Raw genomic sequence first — 18,791 nt, 5'->3', positions numbered from 1 at the left:
TCTACTGGCATTTTTTTAGGAATTTACAATATATTATGCGTGCTTATGATGCTGACTTGATGGTGTGATAAGTCTGTCACATAGCGCAGCAACCACTAACACAACCACCGATGGTAATAACCACGCTAAATCTTGCTGATATAATGGAATAGACGTCATCCAGTCAGGGATATAAGTCTTCAAGTTATCAGAGGCTTTCACTGCACCAATCAAACCGACCACAAAGCTTGTTAACATCGTTGGAGCAATCACGATGGTTGGGTTACGCCACCACTTCAACGTAAAGCTCATTAAAATCAAAACGATACAAGGTGGATAAATCGAAACCAATACCGGCAATGAGAACGCAATCAGCTTACTCAGTCCTAGGTTTGAAATCACCATAGAGAACAAGCCTAAAATCAATACCAATTTACGGTAAGAGATTGGCACATAGCGGCTGAAGAACTCAGCACATGCACAGGTTAGCCCTACAGCAGTTACCATACAGGCAACAAAAATCAACACCGCTAAGAAGAAGCTACCGTAGTTACCGAACGTGTATTGAACATATTCGTGAAGAATATCAGCGCCATCAGCTGGATTTGGAATCAATGATCCACTATTTTCGCCCAGTTTAAACAACGATAAATAGACCAGAGTTAATAACACACCAGCAATTAAACCCGCCCACATGGTATAGCGAGTTAATAATGATGAGTTTTCAATACCGCGGGAACGCGCCGCATTCACAATGACAATACCAAAAACCATGGCACCTAATGTGTCCATCGTTAAATAGCCATTAATAAATCCATTGGAAAATGCCATATTTTGGTATTCAGGGGTTGCCAGAATCGGTTCTCCAGCAGGCCACATAACCGCAGCAACGCCTAAAATTGCCAGTGCCAACATTTTGACTGGAGCCAAAATGTGCCCAACACTATCTAGCAATTTACCTGGGTATAACGAAATACCGATTACCAGTACAAAATAGATGGCGCTATAAATCAGCAGTGATATTTCCGATTCACCGCCCAGCAATGGTGCAATACCCACTTTATAAGAAACGGTTGCCGTTCTTGGGGTCGCAAAAAGAGGCCCCACCGATAGATATGCAACGATAGCTAATAGCAGACCGGCAGTTTTACCAATTGGCGTGCTGAGCGCTTCAATACCGCCCCCCACTTTCGCCAATGCAACGACGGTAAGAACAGGAAGGCCGACACCAGTGACTAAGAAGCCAAGTGCCGCAGTCCAAACTTGTTCACCGGCTTGTAAACCGACCATTGGCGGGAAAATAATATTTCCAGCCCCAACAAACAGCGCAAAGGTCATAAAACCTAAGGCGAGGATATCTCTGGATGATAAACGATGAGCCATATTATGTTAATTTTTAGTAAATTATGAAATAAAAATAGGTCACTTCATCCGTAACCTATTGGAACATATATGACGAAATAGAGTTCTGATCAACATTACATTAACAATACAAAATGCATGTCTTGGTTAGCTTTGCAATACTAAACATCAAAAAACAGTAAAAATCGCCAATAACTGGCGACAAGTAAAACTTTTATAGGGAAAAAAGGCAAGAGCAAACCCGAAAACAAGAACAATGCACCAAACTAAATTTAAGAACCAGTGATTACTGTCAGTAAAATTGCAATATCCCGTATATATTCAGGCTAAAAAATCATCAATAAAACATTTTTTAACCATACTGAAGAAATATTCACAGAATAAGATGAAGAAAATTGCAGGATAAAATTGAAAATATAACGTAGGTGTTAGAAATAGTACCAATATAGGATGAAACACAAAACAAAAAACCTTGCTAATATGATGATTTTATTAGCAAGGTTTCGGTTTTTCGATTATTTCGTGCTTAATGTATTCACTTTCTTGTCTGACACAATAAACACTGGCGGTAATGTGAATGAAAACTCACTGCCCTTACCAACCTGACTGGTTACTGAGAGCTGGCTACTATGATGCTGAACCGCATGCTTAACAATCGCTAAGCCCAATCCTGTTCCGCCGCCACCTTGCCTTGAACGCGCTTTATCCACACGATAAAAACGCTCTGTTAAGCGAGGAAGATGCTCCGCTGGAATTCCTGGGCCATTGTCACTCACACTAAACTGGGCACCATTACTGGTTCGCTGCCATTTCACCTTAATTTTCGTACCATCTGGCGTATGGTTTATGGCGTTATACACTAAGTTAGCAACCGCGCTTCGTAGCTGCTCTTCATTTCCATGAACTCGAAGTTTTTCATCAATACTGAATTCAAACTCTTGCCGCCCTTGGCTTAAGCTAATTGCTTCTTGTTCAATCATCTTGAGAATGACCGGCATATTAATCTGTTCGTCTAAATTAATTTGAGGGGCAACCTCTATACGGGATAATTGCAGCAATTGCTTCACTAGATTATCCATTCGATGAGTCTGTTCTTGCATCACCGACAACGCTTTTTTATTCATCGGTGAAGTGCCTTCTTGATCATCCATGACTTCAAGATAACCTTGTATAACCGTTAATGGCGTTCGTAACTCATGGCTCACGTTAGCAAAAAAGTCTCTACGCGCTTTTTCTAGACGGCGTTTTTCAGTCACATCTCGAGCCACCATCAAAAGCTGATCACTCGCATATGGTAAGATCCGAAACTCAACAATTTCGCCACTATTAAGCTCAATCGTCAGTGCTTGGTCATAGTTTTTCACGGTGAAATAACGACTAAAATCAGGATAACGTAGCAAGTTAAAAATATGCTGTCCGTTATCCTCAGGCCAGCGAAAGCCTAGAAGCTGTTGAGCGTGGCGGTTACACCAGAAAATATTGCCTTCGGTGGTCATAATTACCACCGCATCAGGCAAGGATTCAGCTCCGCTGCGAAAGCGCTTAATCAACTGACCTAATTCACGGCGACGCTTACGGTTGCGCTGCTGCATCTGATAGATGCCATAAAATATCGGCTCCCATCCCCCCTTGCCATCCGGCGGCAGCATACTTCTATCCAACCAGAGCCAATCTGAAAGTTTTAGCAGGTTATATCCGTGCCAAATGAGTGCTGCGAGCAGCGAAATCACTAATAGCCACGGAAGATGCCCAATAAAAACAGACAGTATCAATGCGGGTAAAATAAATAAAAACAGCCCCCAAATCAGCTGTTTTAAGGATAAGCGTTCAAGCACCCATGTTTCTCCCTAATGGTTTCTCAATAGCGAACAGAGAAGCGGTAGCCAGTACCACGAACCGTTTGCACCATCTTATCATGCCCATCTAACTCTAACGCTTTTCTTAAACGACGAATATGCACATCCACCGTTCTGTCTTCCACATACACGTTTGCGCCCCAAACATAGTTGAGTAACTGCTCGCGGCTATATACTCGTTCTGGATGAGTCATAAAGAAGTGAAGTAACTTGTATTCGGTAGGCCCCATATCAATGGGAATTTCTTTGCTGGTAACTCGATGAGAAGTAGGATCAAGAACTAACCCGTTCATCTCAATAATGTCTTCTGTCGCCATTGGAGAGATACGTCGTAAAATGGCTTTAACTCGAGCTATCAATTCTTTTGGTGAAAATGGTTTGATTAAATAATCATCCGCACCCACTTCTAATCCTTTCACCCGATCTTCTTCTTCTCCCCTTGCAGTTAGCATCATCACGGGGACATCACGCGTGGCGCTATCACGCTTCATATGTTTAATGACTTGGATACCGGAACCACCGGGGATCATCCAGTCCAACAACACTAAATCAGGAAGTGGATCAACCAATTGCGCTATTGCAGAATCATAATCATCAGCCTCTGTGGGCTGAAAACCATTCTGTTCCAATACAAAACAAACCATTTCTCGGATGGGCGCTTCATCTTCAACGACTAGAATGCGTCTTGCCATGATTGTTCCTGTAAATAAGAAGAGATTTTTAATGTGACCGCATTATGCGTCAGTTTTGTGACAGAATTATGAATATCTCAACCCACAATCAAGATCTATCATTAGATTAACAGTTTAATGTCATGTAAGTGAAATATTAACACCACATCTGGCTATCATTGCGAAGCGCTTCGCAACTCTCTTATTTTTTACTGTTTAATTTGCCATACCTTTGCTTTCACTGAACCTATATACAGTATACTGTGACACAGCAAACCAAATGGTTTGAGTATTAGTATAAAGCATCAGAATATTAATATAGTAAAAGCGTCATAATTACAGGAACCGCTAGCTCATGCGCATCATCCACACTTCAGACTGGCATTTAGGTCAGTATTTTTTCACTAAAAACCGATCTGCTGAACACCAACACTTTTTGCGTTGGTTAATAGAACAAGTCAAACAGTACCGAGTGGATGCCCTGATTGTGGCTGGTGATGTTTTTGATACTGGCGCTCCGCCAAGTTATGCGCGCGAACTCTACAACCAGTTTATTGTTGATTTGCAAAAAACAGACTGCCAATTAGTTATTTTGAGCGGTAACCATGATTCTGTCTCTGTTTTGAATGAATCCAGCGCGTTATTACGTTATTTAAATACTCACGTCATCACATCAAACAGCGAGTCCCCAGTCATCACATTGAAAGATAAACAAGGGAACCCTAATGGGCTGGTGTGCGCGATCCCCTTTTTACGACCACGAGATATCCAAGTCAGCATTGCAGGGCAAAGCAGTGAAGAGAAACAACTTTCATTACAAAATGCCATTCATGAACACTACCAAAGCTGTTACCAAAAAGCCGTTGAGCAACGTACTGAACTGAACTTAGATATCCCGATTATTGCCACGGGGCATTTGACCGTTGTTGGTGCAGAGCTGACAGACTCCGTGCGTGAGATTTATATCGGTACATTGGATGCTTTTCCTTCCGGCGCATTCCCACCTGCGGATTATATTGCACTCGGACACATCCATCGCCCTCAACTGATTGGTGGGCAAGCACATATTCGCTACAGTGGTTCTCCGATTGCACTTAGCTTTGATGAATCACAACAACAAAAAAGTGTCTGCTTAGTGGAATTTAATCAGCACCAATTTGCCAATGTTACTTTACTACCAATACCCGTTTTTCAGCCACTATTGAGTTTAAAAGGCTCTTTGAAAGAACTACAAAAACAATTAATGGACTTACCTGTCAAAGAGAATGAGCCCCCTATTTGGTTAGATATTGAAGTCGCCACTCAAGATTATCTGGGAGATATCCAACAACGTATTGAAGCTCTTACTCAAGAACTCCCTGTTGAAGTTGTTCGCCTACGCCGAGCGCGGCGGGCACAAACTGGTCAAAACCTCACTCCACAGAATGAAACATTAAATGAGCTGACCGCCGAGGAAGTCTTTACTCGACGACTTACAGAAGAGTCATTGGAAGACAAAGCGTTAGAACAGCGTTTATTGCAGCTGTTCAAGCAATCCTGCGCCAACTTGCGCAATGAGCTGGGAGAATAACTATGAAAATCTTAAGCTTACGCCTGAAAAACATTAACTCCCTAAAAGGTGAATGGAAGATTGATTTCACAGAAGAGCCTTTTGCCAGCAATGGGTTATTTGCCATCACAGGCGCAACTGGCGCGGGAAAAACCACGTTATTGGATGCCATCTGCCTTGCACTTTACCACCAGACTCCACGGTTAGGCGCGATATCAAAAAGCAAAAATGAGTTAATGACCCGCCACACGGGTGAATGTTTAGCTGAAGTGGAATTTGAAGTTAAAGGCGTCGCTTATCGCGCATTTTGGAGCCAACGCAGGGCAAACAATAAACCCGATGGTAACCTGCAAGACGCAAAAGCTGAGCTAGCAACCATCGCTGATGGGCAAATCATTGCAGAAAAAATCAGTGAAGTGCGTGAAAAAATTGTGCAAATCACCGGGCTAGATTTTGGGCGTTTCACAAAATCCATTTTGCTCTCTCAAGGGGATTTTGCTGCCTTTTTAAATGCGACCGAAAAAGAGCGAGCCGATTTACTGGAAGAGATCACTGGCACCGAAATTTACAGCCAGATTTCGGTGTATATTTTTAACCAACATAAACAAGCTAAAACCGATCTCGATATTCTTCGGGCGCAAGCCAGTAGCATTAACTTACTCACTGAAGCTGAACATCAAGAACTCGTTGAAAAACAGCAACAATATTCAGCGCAAGAACAGCAACTGAATCAGAATAAAAACCGCCATCAACAAGCGCTAACATGGCACCAGCAACATCAACAATTGGTACAAAATACCCAGCGATTACAGATTGCACAGCAGCAAGCTCTACAACAATATCAAGCCGCCGAACCCCGCTTACATAAGCTGGCACAAAGTACCCCTGCAGAAGCCTTACGCCCAGATTGGTTGGCAGTACAAAGCTTGCAAACTCAACTCAATGAACAGACCCAAAAACAGCAGCGCACCACATTACTTTTAGAAGGCGCTCAAAAGCAGCGCTTGCCATTGGTTGCCCAACACACTCACGCTCAGTCGGAGCAAAATCAATATAAAGAGTGGGTACAAAAAACCACGGCAATGATCGATAACGAAGTGCGACCACTCGACAACTTGCTCACTCAGCTTAACCAACAAAAAGTCCAATTGGACCAGCAATTAAATCAGCTAAATGGCGAATATTTACAGAAAAAATCGAGTGTAGAAAACATTCAGCAGAAAATTCTTCATGCCAATAATGAGTTGAATAAAACCCAGTTATTTCTACAAGAACATCAAAATGATGCCCAGATTGTCGCGCAACTCGGAAGCTGGCAGCAGCAAGGGAAATTTATTTATGAACTCACAGAACGCCTAACCCAAAATCAGCAAAAGCAGAAAGCTATCCACCTAGAATGGCAAACCCTACAACAGGTTCAGCAGCAAAAAGCCAAAGAGTCTCAACAGGCTCAAAGCCATTTAGAAGAACAGCATTCTCGCTTTAATCAGCTCGAAAAGCAGTTTCAGGAATATAAAGAAAAGCACAATATCGAGGAAATTAAAGCAGCAATTTCACAGCAGCAAGAGCGTTTGCAGCATGCGAAAATACTGCCTGTTTTACTGACTCAACATGAGGAAAAACAGCTACAGTTACAGTCACAAACGCAGTTGCAAAACCAACTTAGCGAATCTATCAACCAATTGTCGCAACAGATTACCATTACGCAAGATAGAATGACTCAGCTCCAGCCGCAACGGCAAATTTTGGAGCAAAAACTTCAGCTAGAACAAAAGATTGTCAGCTTAGAACATGAACGCCAACAGCTCATAAAAGGGACTCCATGCCCTCTTTGTGGCTCATTGGATCATCCTGCTTTAGCATCATATCAAGCCGTTATACCTAATGAGACTCAGCAACAACTGGCTACGTTGATGACTCAAATTGAAACTGAAAAACAAAAGCTCACTGAGTATCAAGCCTTATTGCAAGCAGACAAACGCCGCCAGCAAGATAACGAATTGGCTCAAAAACAGCTACAAGAGCAGCTCAACAACCTGAACCGTCAATGGGTAAAAGCATGTGAGCAAGCACTTACGCCTGAACTAGCCAAAAACGTATCTGCGGTAGAACAATTGCTCGCTGAATTACAAGAAAAGCTTACCGCTCTGCAAACCATCATCAATGAATTTGCACAATTAGAGCGTCAGTATCAAGATGCTAAAAACCAATATTATGAACAGCAAACCCAAGCTAAACAGCTGTTTTCTGAGTTATCTCTCCTTGATGAGAAACTTAAGCATCTGTCCCTGCAATTAGAAGAAAACCAAGCTGAGCAGCAATCTCTGCAACAACGCTTAGAACAACAAGTACAGCAACTTACGGCCTCGCTGGCGCCATTCAATCTCATTCTTCCAAGCCAAGCGCAATTTACCACTTGGCTACAAGAGATTGAGCAACGCGGGCAATATTATGAAGCTCAAAAAAACACCTTTCTGCAAATCACCAAAAATATTGAAGTTGATACTGCTACGCTTGCAGCTGAAACAGCTAATGCTCAGCAACTAGCTCAGCAACTTTCTGCTCAACAGCAGCAATTAGAGCAATTGAATCAGCAAATTGAACAAAAAACCACACAGCGCCAGAATCTGTTAGATGGCCAAACAGTTACTGTTTTTGTTCAAAAAATGCAAGAAAAACAAGCTCAATACACATATCAAGTTGATACGCTTTCAGAGCAAATTAGCGCAATAGATAAAAATATTGCTGCACTCAACGGGAGTGCCCAAGAACTTGATTACCAATTGAAGCAACTAAGCCAACGACAGTTAGCCGCTCACACTCAGTTTGTTACTGCACTCAGTAGCAGCCCTTTCGATACTCAAGAGCAATTCCTTAATGCCTTACTGCCGACTGAAGAGAAAATTGAGCTAGAGCAACTTAAACAGCGAGTGACTCAACAGCGACTAGAGGCAGAAACTCGCTACCAAGAAAGTCTGTCAGCCATAGCAAATCATGAGCAACAGCGTTTAATGGAATTCACTGAGTTTTCTGTGGAACAAATTCAGCAAGCTCTCGAACAATTAGAGAGTCAAATCAAAATATTGAACCAGGAACAAGGTCAAATCATTAACCAGCTTGAGCGTGATCAGCAGCAACGTCACCAGCAGCGTGAGTTATTGAATAAAATTGAACAGAGCCAATTAAGCTACGATGATTGGAGTTATCTCAATACCTTAATCGGCTCCGCTGAAGGGGATAAATTCCGTCGCTATGCTCAAGGGCTAACTCTAGACTGTTTAGTCTCGCTCGCTAACCAACAACTCGATAAATTACATGGTCGTTATTTGCTACAGCGTAGCCATTTAGCTAACCTCGAATTACAAGTTATTGATGGTTGGCAAGGGGATAGTATTCGCGATACGAAGACCCTTTCAGGGGGTGAAAGTTTCTTAGTTAGTCTCGCCCTAGCCCTTGCACTCTCTGACATGGTGAGCCATCGCACACAATTAGAGTCACTCTTTTTAGATGAAGGTTTCGGTACGCTAGACGCTGAAACTTTAGACATCGCCCTAGATGCATTAGAGAGCCTAAATGCATCAGGAAAAACCATTGGTGTGATTAGCCATGTGGAAGCGATGAAAGAACGAATTCCTGTACAAATTGCGGTGAAAAAAACTAATGGACTCGGCTTTAGTGAACTTCCAAGCCACTATCGTGTTAGTTAACCAAGCAGGCTTAAAAATAAAAGCAACAATATGAATTTATTATACTTTTATAACAACATGCAAAAATTTGAACATTAAGGTTAAATTTTTTTTCTATGATTTGGTTGGGATATCTTTATAGTTATTCACATCGAAACAATTTACTTCGAAACAAGTTACGGCTTCTGAGGTTGTTCAATAAATTGCCGTGCTCTAAACAAAAGCAAGGGGACACACATGTCTAACGCATTTATCGAAATGATTAAAAATCGTCGCACTATTTATAACTTAGGCGATTCATTACCAATCTCGGAAGAGAAAGTGGCAGGGCTTATCAAAGAAGCGGTTAAGCACTCCCCATCAGCATTTAACTCACAAACTTCACGTATTGTGGTGCTATTTGGTGCAGAACATAAAAAACTGTGGAATATAACCAAAGAAGCGTTACGCGCTATCGTTCCTGAAGCCGCTTTTGCTGGAACAGAACAAAAAATTAATAGCTTTGCAGCAGGTGCTGGTACCGTTCTTTTCTTTGAAGATAAAAATGTCGTCACTGGTTTACAAGAACAATTTCCACTCTATGCAGATAACTTCCCTATCTGGTCAGAACAAGCGAGCGGTATGGCTCAACTGGCAGTGTGGACAACATTATCTCAGGAAAATGTAGGTGCATCATTACAGCACTACAACCCATTAATTGATAATCAAGTTCAACAAGAGTGGGATATCCCAGCAAATTGGATCTTACGTGCTCAAATGGTATTTGGTTCAATTGAGCAACCTGCTGGTGATAAAGACTTTATGGACGACGACGTTCGTTTCAAAGTATTCAAATAATTCATCACTGATCGTTATTATCTTTATTGCCTCTGCAAATATTTGCAGGGGCTTTATTTTATTTATTCACTCAAGCCATTATATATTTATTTATATAATACATTTGAATTTCATTAAATTATTAACAATATAAAACCCTCAACTATCACAAATTATCCCAATAGAAAAACACCCTCGGGATATTAATCAAAATCAATCACACTTATTCAAAAATAATATTTCATTTTTATATATTGGTCGCAATTTTATAAAAAATGGCATTTTTAATCACTTATATAAAACTGAAAAATAACCTTAATTTGATTGACATCAATATGTTATATCCTCAGGGTAATAGTATTTACTTATAGACTAAACTTTTATTTTTGCATTATCGGTATTTGAACTACACTAAAAATAAGAGCACAGAAGCAGTATTGGATGGTGGTCAGTGTTATTAAGGGGGTGGACTATGAAACGTTTATCTTTATTAACTACTGTAGTGGCAATCTTCATTTCGAGTTGTTCTTTTGCAAGTAATATCAACCCATCTTCAGGAGGTACAGTTTCATTTGGTGGTTATATCTATGAGCCTCAGTGTGAAGTCAATATCGTGAATCAAACCCATGCAAATGTGGATTGTTATCGTAATGGTAAAACAGTCACTGCATCAGGTTCATTGAAAAATGGTAAAAAAGTGGAATCCGAGTATGTCAAAGTTGAATATGACAAACACAGTAAATTACCTATGTTAAATGTGACTTATGAATAAGTTAATTGAAGATCTAATAAATACAATATTTCGGGGAGCTGCCATTTACTCTTAAGTTTAAACTCCCCGAACTTTATTTCTGTATTAATCCGCTTTTGCTGGCACATTGCCAGTCAGTTATTTTGTATTCCTCTATGCCTCTATACCGCTTTCCTCTATGGCTCTTTCCCTAATTATTTTTTTCATACGAATGCCATCGAACATACATTGTTATGAAAAAAAGCCTGACACAAGTGACAGGCTTTCGGTTATCAATATTTTATGACTGTTATTTCTTATTACTGCGATTACTTAGCAGTCAAATCAACTTGGTAAATAGCAAAACCGATATCGTCAGTACCCACTTTTTTCATTGGATATTGAGCATGTTGCTGAATAAACTCGGCAGCTTTTTCACTTGGTGAAGTTTCAAAACGAACATCGAGTTTTTTATCGGTTTTAATTGGCGTGAAGGACCAGTTATTATCAGCCTTCGAAACCACTTCACCTTTTTCTTTAGACACTTTAGCAATATAAGCCGCTAAAATTGCACGGTTTTCATCTGGGGAAGCAAACGCAATATGCGCATCACCAGTACCTGCAAATTTACCGCCGTAACCACGATAGTTATTAGTCGCGATTAAGAATGCCGCTTTAGGATCGATTGGTTTGCCTTGGTAAGTCACATTTTTGATACGATTTGCATCTTTATTCACCACTTGGCAATCGGTGTCATATTTAGCTGGCTGAGTCAGGTCAATTTGGTAATTCACACCACTAATGGTGTCAAAGTTATAGGTTCTGAAACCATCCCAGTTGATCAGACTTTGTGGTTTAGTTGATTGTGCATCAATTTGGTTGAACATGCCCGCAGAGCACTCTAACCATTCAACCACATCCGCACCTGTTGCTTTTACTACCACTAAGGTATTTGGATAGAGATATAAGTCAGCCGCATTACGGAAAGTTAAATCCCCTTTCTCCACTTCAACAAACTCAGAAGGCGCATTTTTACGTCCACCGGCTTTGAATGGTGCCGCTGCGGCCAATACTGGTAAATCAGCTAAATCTGGGTCGCCTTGGATAAAGTTACGGGTGTAATCCATCTGAGCATCATTCACAATCTGAACCGTTGGATCGCTTTGAACTAATGCCAAGTAGCTGTACATGTTTTCAGAGGCTTTACCAATCAGTTTACCCACGAAATCACGGGTACCTTGATGCTGCTCTTGGATGATTTTCACGAGTGATTCATCGCGCTCAACCAGAGCCTTCTTGTTGGCTTTATCATAAACAGGGCGGGCATGGGCCTGAGCGTCAACCACTTTCCAATCGCCGCTGTCATTGTTAACCACCAAATCAACCACACCTAAATGATCACCCCACTGCCCTGGCATAACTGCTGGAATACCATTGACAGTGCCTTTTGCAACATCGACGCCTTTAATATCGGCAAATTCTTTACTTGGGAACACACCATGAGAGTGACCAAACATGATGGCGTTGATACCCGGGACTTCGCTGAGATAGTACACAGAGTTTTCTGCCATCGCTTTGTATGGCTCTTGTGAGAATCCCGAGTGAGGAATTGCCACAATCAGGTCTGCGCCCTCTTTCTTCATTTGCGGCACAAACTTTTTAGCGGTTTCAGTGATGTCATTCACCGTCACTTTACCTTCTAAGTTTGGTTTATCCCAAATCATGATTTGTGGCGGAACAAAACCGATATAACCAACTTTAATAGTGTGCGTTTTGCCATCACGGTCTTTTACTGGAGTATCAACAATGATGTATGGTTTGAAGTAGTTTTCACCGGTTTTAGCATCAACGATATTGGCATTGACGTAAGGGAATTTCGCGCCTGCAATAGCTTGTTTCAGGTAATCTAAACCAAAGTTGAATTCGTGGTTACCAAAGTTACCGACGGTGTAGCCCATGGTGTTCATTAAGCTATGAGCAGGGTGAGATTCTCCCTCTTTTAAGCCTTTGTTCGCCATATAGTCAGCCAGTGGGCTGCCTTGGATTAAATCCCCGTTATCCACGAGGATAGCGTTGGTGGCTTCATTTTTCGCGGCTTTGATTAATGTCGCAGTACGTACTAGACCAAATTGTTCAGTAGATTTGTCTTTGTAGTAGTCGAAGTCAATGAGGTTGCTGTGTACATCGGATGTTTCCATGACACGCAAGTCAACCGTGGCAGCGTTGGCGTTAAATGCCACCAGCAGTGCCAAAGATGAAAGTTTTAGAGCCTTTTTCACGTTAAATCCCCTTTGTTGCCTTTTGAGAGAATGCCTCTCATAAAGTCCAGATTCATTTCATGGTTATTGATTAAAAACTCAACCATACCCGAAATTGAGCCTGTCACTGTGTGTTGGATATCAAGTTTTAATGATAATGCCTGCAAACAGTAACCATTTTTTGTGACTAAATCACGGTTTTAGTCCATTTATGAATCCCGACTTTTATATAGCTCACAAAAATAGATTTATCCGATAAAAATCACCGCTATTATTTGAGTTATCGATAAAACCCGCTATTCCCCATATAACTCACCAACACTCACTTTATAAGTAAACAAATCCACCAACTCATTTTTTACTTTTGCCTTGCTTTTGATTTTTTTCGCCCTTCCCCTCACCCAATGCTCAAACTAATTTACCTCATGACTAGGCAGCCAACGAACTAGACCCTAGGAGCATACATAAGTATGTGACTAGGGCTAGAGAGAGCAGCTAACAACGTCATGAGGCAAATTAGGAAGAGCAGAGCCAGGCTGCCCCCCGCACCCCACTCGAATCCCCATGCTCCGCCTTCCTGATTGGCGTATCAAACTCTCTACCAAACACCCATTGGCGAATTTTTTCTGGCAGATTTTCATAGAGCTCATCGACATTGCTCATTCCGCCCCCTAGCACTATGACGTCTGGGTCTAGCATGTTGACGGCTTGTGCTAATGCTTTTGCTAGGCGATTTTGGTAATGTTCAAAGGCTTTTATCGCGTGTTTGTCGCCATTTTGCGCCAATTGAATAATTTCAGTGCCTATTTTGGATTCTCCGGCCAGTTTTTTGTAATCCGCCATAAATCCCGTACCGGAGACAAATTGCTCTGTACAACCACTCAGCCCGCAATAACATTTTTCGTCAGCCAGAAATAGTCGGTCTTGGTCATCTTGCCATGGCAAAGGGTTGTGTCCCCATTCTCCTGCGACGCCATTTCCACCAGAATGAACTTGCCCATTAATGGCGATCCCTGCGCCACAGCCCGTTCCGATGATCACCGCAAATACCACTTTAGCGCCTGCCCCTGCACCATCTACGGCTTCTGAAACAGCAAGGCAATTAGCATCATTGGCCATTTTCACTGGGCGACCTAAACATTGAGCAAGATCTTTATCGAATGGTTGTCCGTTTAGCCACGTAGAATTGGCATTTTTCACTTTTCCCGTCACTGGAGAAAGTGTTCCAGGGATCCCTAAACCCACACTTCCAACTTGGCCCGTTGCCGCTTCCGCCTCATCAACTAAATGCTTAATTGCATCGAGTGTGCCTTGATAATCGCCTCGCGGCGTTGGCATACGCTGACGAAATAGAATATTGCCGCCATCATCCAGCGCGACCACTTCAATTTTTGTACCGCCTAAATCAATCCCTATTCTCATAATGGCACTCACTTATTATCGATTTTTCATTTAATTGCCTGCTTACATTATTAGACGACCTTTATAGAAAGTAAAACACCGCAAAATGGCGGGCATTTTTTTTCGCTTAATAACGGACAATTCGCTATCATGTCCGCCTTGCTAAACATGTTTTTAATGACAAAGGTAGGTTTTTCATGTGGTTCAAGAATATATTGGTCTATCGCCTGAATCGGGATTTGGCACTCTCCGCGGATGATCTGGAAAGACAACTTGCGCCGCTAGCTTATACCCCTTGTGGAAGCCAAGACATGATGAAAACGGGCTGGGTGCCGCCAATGCGTGGCGCAGATGCACTCACCCATGCTGCAAATAACCAAATTCTTATTTGTGCCAAGAAAGAAGATAAAATGCTGCCATCCCCCGTGATCAAGCAAGCATTACAAGAGAAAATTGAAAAATTAGAAGCGGACCAAGGTCGCCAACTGAAAAAAACTGAAAAAGCCTCGCTAAAAGATGAAGTGGTTCATGATTTACTTCCGCGCGCATTCAGTAAATTCAGCAAAACCTACATTTGGATTGATACCGTTAATCAGCTAATTATTGTTGATGCCGCTAGTGCTAAGCGTGCCGAAGATAATTTAGCGTTATTACGTAAAAGCTTAGGCTCGCTTCCTGTTGTTCCCCTGACCTTTAAAGACCCAATTGAGTTAACCCTGACTGAATGGGTGCGTTCTGGCGCATTACCTCAAGGTTTTGCCGCTATGGATGAAGCGGAATTAAAAGCGATTTTAGAAGAAGGCGGGATCATCCGTTGTAAGAAACAAGACCTAATTTCTGACGAAATTGCTACCCATATTGAAGCTGGCAAATTAGTCACTAAATTATCGTTAGATTGGGAAGAGCGCGTTCAGTTTATGCTGTCAGATGATGGCTCCCTGAAGAAACTGAAATTCAGTGAAAAACTAAAAGAACAAAATGACGATATTCCTAAAGAAGATTTCGCTCAGAAATTTGATGCTGATTATATTCTGATGACAGGCGAACTCAGCGCCTTAATCGCTCGCTTAATTGATGTTCTGGGCGGTGAAGCCGAACATTAATATTATTTAGCTTTTTATCCTAACTTCACGATGGCAACGGGCATTTACGCAAGTTGCCATTTTCTTTTTAGACCCCGCTTGCATAGCCACAATTAAGTCATTGACTGCCTCCTCGATCTCTGGTTGATTAAATTACATCCATGTAACAAATCAGTAGCAATTTTGATTATTCAATAATAACAACTCAAGCAGCTTCCTCGTGAAGCTTTGGTCAATATTCGAGCGAAGGAATGGTTATGATAGAGTTCATCGAGCCAGAAGTGGATGAAAATTCCGTTGTCTCCTTGCAGAAGGTAACAGCTGAAAACTTTTCGGAAATCTGTTTGCTGAGCCATACACTCAGTGAAGCACAACGTAGCATGGTGGCAGATAATGCCTATTCCATGGTTGAGGCGCAATTCTCTGACTGTGCTTGGTACCGGGGCATTTATGCGGATGATATCCCTGTAGGATTCATTATGCTGCATTCTGGGCTAGATGATGATGAGCTTGAATACGATGGCATTATGCTATGGCGATTTATGATAGCCGAGCCTTACCAAAAATTAGGATTTGGTCGTGAAGCGTTAATTCAAGTGATCCGCTACTTGAAAAAGAAAGGTTACCCACGGCTGTATAATAGTTGCGGTGAAGGAGAAGAGAGCCCATTTGAGTTTTATCAGAAACTTGGCTTTATTCCGACAGGTGGCTATATCGATGATGAGTGCGAGCTTGTGCTGGATATTGCGAACTGGCAGGATAAGTAACCGAACTATCACCTATAACAATCAGTTGTAATCTCACGACTGATAGGTAGCTTTAATATTTTAGGGTATCACTGAAATACGCTAAATAGTTTGTGCTGTCGCAAGGCGGCAAATGAGTTAGACCCTAAGAGCATACACAAGTATGTGACTAGGGCTAACGCATGAAGCCAACACCGCGACAGTGCAAAATATGACTAATACCAATACGCTAAATAGTTTGTGCTGTCGCAAGGCAGCAAATGAGTTAAACCCTAGGAGCATACACAAGTATGTGACTAGGGCTAACGCATGAAGCCAACACCGCGACAGTGCAAAATATGACTAATACCAATACGCTAAATAGTTTGTGCTGTCGCAAGGCAGCAAATGAGTTAGACCCTAGGAGCATACACAAGTATGTGACTAGGGCTAACGCATGAAGCCAACACCGCGACAGTGCAAAATATGACTAATACCAATACGCTAAATAGTTTGTGCTGTCGCAAGGCGGCAAATGAGTTAGACCCTAGGAGCATACACAAGTATGTGACTAGGGCTAACGCATGAAGCCAACACCGCGACAGTGCAAAATATGACGCGTATTTGTTATTTTTGGATAAGATAACGAATAGTCGGCCCATCTTGCTGAATATCCAACACTTTATAACCATAGTTTTTGGCATCTAAAGGGATATTATTGATGGATTGTGGGCAATCACTTACCACTTCTAATATCTCTCCAGGTTTTAACGATGGCATGGCTTCTAACGTCGCAACCGCAGGGTATGGGCAAGGTTCTCCCACCATATCTAATCGATAATCCGGTACGATTTCTTTTTTATGGCTCATGCGGCCTCCATGGAAGTATTCGCTAGTTTTTGGGCACGTTTACGGAAGAAATATTTTTCCCATACCAACATCAAAATAAATGCAATGGCTAATAAAGCGTATGTGACGAGCAAGCCACCTTGTGGACCAAATGTCTCGAGCAAGTTCACTTTGTCAAAGTCTGTAGCTAACCATGGGCCTAAATCATCCCAGTAATATGCTAAGATAGTCGCGCCGATAATGTTACCGAAACCAACCCACCAGTAATGAACTTGGCCTTCAACGGCACGGTACATCCAGCCAGTTTCACAACCACCCGCTAAGACAATACCAAACCCGAACAGTAATCCACCAATCACAGCATTTGGACCAGCCCACATAATCTTAGGTGTCGCACCCAGTTGCACATAACTGAAAATACCAATCGCACTAACCGCCATACCAATGATAATTGCTTTTGCCATATGAGTACGACCGGTGATCCATAAATCACGAAACGCGGAGGTAAAACAGATTTGGGCACGTTCAATAAGTAAACCAAAACCAATCCCACATAAGATAGCAAAGCCCATGACTGGTGCATCCAGCAGTGTATAAAAGCCCCACGCAAGTGCGACAGCAAAAATAGCCATGCCTAATTTAAAGCGTTTCTTAGCTGTATTCGGATTTTGAGTTAATGGCGATGCTGTTGAGACTTTTTTCAGTTTTACTGCAATACGGAACATTGGCAGCAGGGTGAATTTAGCTCCGAAGTAAGAGCCGACGGCAGTCGCTACAGCAAAGAACCAAGCGTGTAACGAGAATTGTGGAATTCCCGTAAAGAATGCGGCTAAGTTACATCCCATCGCTAGACGAGCGCCGAATCCAGCAATGATCCCACCGAGGATGGCTTGAAAAATTCGAACTCGATGCTGCGGCATACGAATTTTGACATTATTTGCCCAAAGTGCCGCGGCAAAACAGCCAGCAAACATACCGATAATCATCACGCCATCAATTCGATCAAGTGGCGAACCTTGAAAACCAATAACTTTGAAATAGCCCCATTCTTCTGGATGCGCACCAAATAGCTGCATGATATGCCCGCCCCAGCGAGTAAATTCACCGGTTACAGCCCAAAAAGTGCCTGTTAAACCAAAATAATAAGTCGATAAGATACCTGCCGCAATCACCGCAGGTAACGGTTTCCAAAAACCGATGAGATAGTGAGATTTAAACTCAGACCAAGTCATTTTTACTTCCAGAATGTTTCAAGCCAGTACCTGGCAAAGAATTTCGCTGTTGTATGATGTGTTGCTACATGATGTATAGCTTAGTGCCCCACAGCGAAGAGGTGCACATCATACTCTGATACTTTTTATCATTAAATAATAAATTATGAATACTCTCAGAAAGATTGATTTAACCACATGCTTAATCACACCGCATATCACCGATTCTTCACATAAATTCTGAGGGTACAGTTGATGCTTGAAAGATAAATAAACATGCATAAAAAAAACGCCATCTTAATGATGGCGCATGGAAGTATAGTCTTATCTTATTTATAGAGGAGTATAATATGAAATATTTTTATTACATCATTTTGCTGTGTGTCGTCTAAAGTCAGCCCATTTGACTTCAGTAATAACATCCGAACTTACATCTAACAACTGAACATCGTACACTCGAGTATGATTGATTATATTTATTTTTAATATAAAGCCTAATCAAACAGCAACTAGTACTTTATTTATTCCCTAGCATTAGTAAATTGAAAAATAAAAAACTCGAGATGAAAAGTTATTAAAAAGTATTTCTAAATGTTATTGGCTGCATTATAGCGCT

Annotated in this window: 13 protein-coding genes; 6 read left to right on the top strand and 7 right to left on the bottom strand. The window is 41.7% G+C overall.

Features of this window, described 5'->3' with window-relative positions; all coding sequences use genetic code 11:
• Window positions 1-33: 33 nt before the first annotated feature.
• The 3 genes from brnQ to phoB all read right to left on the bottom strand — a co-directional run bounded on the left by brnQ (window position 34) and on the right by phoB (window position 3,889).
• Window positions 34-1,362 (bottom strand): branched-chain amino acid transport system II carrier protein, encoded by a 1,329-nt coding sequence (brnQ, locus tag HFU86_RS03905; protein ID WP_036953807.1) that lies wholly within the window; start codon window positions 1,360-1,362, stop codon window positions 34-36.
• Window positions 1,363-1,856: 494 nt separating this feature from the next.
• Window positions 1,857-3,176, bottom strand: coding sequence for a phosphate regulon sensor histidine kinase PhoR (phoR, locus tag HFU86_RS03900; RefSeq protein ID WP_187128761.1), 1,320 nt, complete (start codon window positions 3,174-3,176; stop codon window positions 1,857-1,859).
• A 23-nt stretch (window positions 3,177-3,199) separates the two neighbouring features.
• Window positions 3,200-3,889 carry a phosphate regulon transcriptional regulator PhoB gene (gene phoB / locus HFU86_RS03895; RefSeq protein WP_036953802.1) on the bottom strand — a complete coding sequence of 230 codons (690 nt, stop codon included), beginning with the start codon at window positions 3,887-3,889 and terminating at the stop codon, window positions 3,200-3,202.
• 334 nt (window positions 3,890-4,223) lie between these two features.
• Here phoB and sbcD point away from each other — a divergent pair, with 334 nt between their 5' ends.
• The 4 genes from sbcD (at window position 4,224) to HFU86_RS03875 (ending at window position 10,691) form a co-directional block, all read left to right on the top strand.
• Window positions 4,224-5,438: an exonuclease subunit SbcD gene (sbcD, locus tag HFU86_RS03890; protein ID WP_187128760.1), complete on the top strand. Its 1,215-nt coding sequence runs from the start codon at window positions 4,224-4,226 to the stop codon at window positions 5,436-5,438.
• Between the two features lie 2 nt (window positions 5,439-5,440).
• The gene (locus HFU86_RS03885) at window positions 5,441-9,124 is read left to right on the top strand and encodes an AAA family ATPase (protein ID WP_187128759.1); all 3,684 of its coding nucleotides are present in this window, start codon (window positions 5,441-5,443) and stop codon (window positions 9,122-9,124) included.
• Between the two features lie 216 nt (window positions 9,125-9,340).
• Window positions 9,341-9,940, top strand: a complete 600-nt coding sequence (locus HFU86_RS03880; protein WP_036953792.1) for a nitroreductase family protein — start codon at window positions 9,341-9,343, stop codon at window positions 9,938-9,940.
• A gap of 451 nt (window positions 9,941-10,391) precedes the next feature.
• Entirely contained in the window at window positions 10,392-10,691 is a 300-nt protein-coding gene (locus HFU86_RS03875) for a type 1 fimbrial protein (RefSeq protein WP_132496170.1), read from the top strand.
• Window positions 10,692-10,978: 287 nt separating this feature from the next.
• Here HFU86_RS03875 and HFU86_RS03870 read toward each other — a convergent pair whose 3' ends face one another.
• Together HFU86_RS03870 and mak are read right to left on the bottom strand one after the other, a co-directional pair.
• Window positions 10,979-12,928: a bifunctional 2',3'-cyclic-nucleotide 2'-phosphodiesterase/3'-nucleotidase gene (locus HFU86_RS03870; protein WP_187128758.1), complete on the bottom strand. Its 1,950-nt coding sequence runs from the start codon at window positions 12,926-12,928 to the stop codon at window positions 10,979-10,981.
• Between the two features lie 495 nt (window positions 12,929-13,423).
• The gene (gene mak, locus HFU86_RS03865; RefSeq protein WP_187128757.1) at window positions 13,424-14,329 is read right to left on the bottom strand and encodes a fructokinase; all 906 of its coding nucleotides are present in this window, start codon (window positions 14,327-14,329) and stop codon (window positions 13,424-13,426) included.
• Between the two features lie 176 nt (window positions 14,330-14,505).
• Between mak and rdgC the strand changes: the two genes are divergently transcribed.
• Together rdgC and HFU86_RS03855 are read left to right on the top strand one after the other, a co-directional pair.
• Window positions 14,506-15,411, top strand: coding sequence for a recombination-associated protein RdgC (rdgC, locus tag HFU86_RS03860; protein WP_132496167.1), 906 nt, complete (start codon window positions 14,506-14,508; stop codon window positions 15,409-15,411).
• Between the two features lie 236 nt (window positions 15,412-15,647).
• A complete protein-coding gene (locus HFU86_RS03855; protein WP_132496166.1) occupies window positions 15,648-16,157 on the top strand; it encodes a GNAT family N-acetyltransferase in 510 nt (169 codons plus the stop codon).
• A gap of 585 nt (window positions 16,158-16,742) precedes the next feature.
• Here the strand turns inward: HFU86_RS03855 and yedF are convergent.
• The gene (gene yedF, locus HFU86_RS03850; RefSeq protein ID WP_132496165.1) at window positions 16,743-16,985 is read right to left on the bottom strand and encodes a sulfurtransferase-like selenium metabolism protein YedF; all 243 of its coding nucleotides are present in this window, start codon (window positions 16,983-16,985) and stop codon (window positions 16,743-16,745) included.
• Entirely contained in the window at window positions 16,982-18,196 is a 1,215-nt protein-coding gene (yedE, locus tag HFU86_RS03845; RefSeq protein ID WP_132496164.1) for a selenium metabolism membrane protein YedE/FdhT, read from the bottom strand. Before yedE ends, yedF begins: the two co-directional genes overlap by 4 nt.
• Between the last annotated feature and the right edge of the window lie 595 nt (window positions 18,197-18,791).

The organism is Providencia sp. JUb39, assembly GCF_012272845.1.
GTDB lineage: Bacteria > Pseudomonadota > Gammaproteobacteria > Enterobacterales > Enterobacteriaceae > Providencia > Providencia lanzhouensis.
The sequence above is the reverse complement of the archived record's forward strand: the minus strand, read 5'-3'. Positions and strand labels throughout refer to the sequence as shown.

What these genes read in the sequence shown, in the direction of transcription:
- brnQ (WP_036953807.1), bottom strand. Translation starts at nt 1,362, where the DNA reads ATGGCTCATCGTTTATCATCCAGAGATATCCTCGCCTTAGGTTTTATG.
- phoB (WP_036953802.1), bottom strand. Translation starts at nt 3,889, where the DNA reads ATGGCAAGACGCATTCTAGTCGTTGAAGATGAAGCGCCCATCCGAGAA.
- sbcD (WP_187128760.1), top strand. Translation starts at nt 4,224, where the DNA reads ATGCGCATCATCCACACTTCAGACTGGCATTTAGGTCAGTATTTTTTC.
- HFU86_RS03885 (WP_187128759.1), top strand. Translation starts at nt 5,441, where the DNA reads ATGAAAATCTTAAGCTTACGCCTGAAAAACATTAACTCCCTAAAAGGT.
- HFU86_RS03880 (WP_036953792.1), top strand. Translation starts at nt 9,341, where the DNA reads ATGTCTAACGCATTTATCGAAATGATTAAAAATCGTCGCACTATTTAT.
- HFU86_RS03875 (WP_132496170.1), top strand. Translation starts at nt 10,392, where the DNA reads ATGAAACGTTTATCTTTATTAACTACTGTAGTGGCAATCTTCATTTCG.
- mak (WP_187128757.1), bottom strand. Translation starts at nt 14,329, where the DNA reads ATGAGAATAGGGATTGATTTAGGCGGTACAAAAATTGAAGTGGTCGCG.
- rdgC (WP_132496167.1), top strand. Translation starts at nt 14,506, where the DNA reads ATGTGGTTCAAGAATATATTGGTCTATCGCCTGAATCGGGATTTGGCA.
- HFU86_RS03855 (WP_132496166.1), top strand. Translation starts at nt 15,648, where the DNA reads ATGATAGAGTTCATCGAGCCAGAAGTGGATGAAAATTCCGTTGTCTCC.
- yedF (WP_132496165.1), bottom strand. Translation starts at nt 16,985, where the DNA reads ATGAGCCATAAAAAAGAAATCGTACCGGATTATCGATTAGATATGGTG.
- yedE (WP_132496164.1), bottom strand. Translation starts at nt 18,196, where the DNA reads ATGACTTGGTCTGAGTTTAAATCTCACTATCTCATCGGTTTTTGGAAA.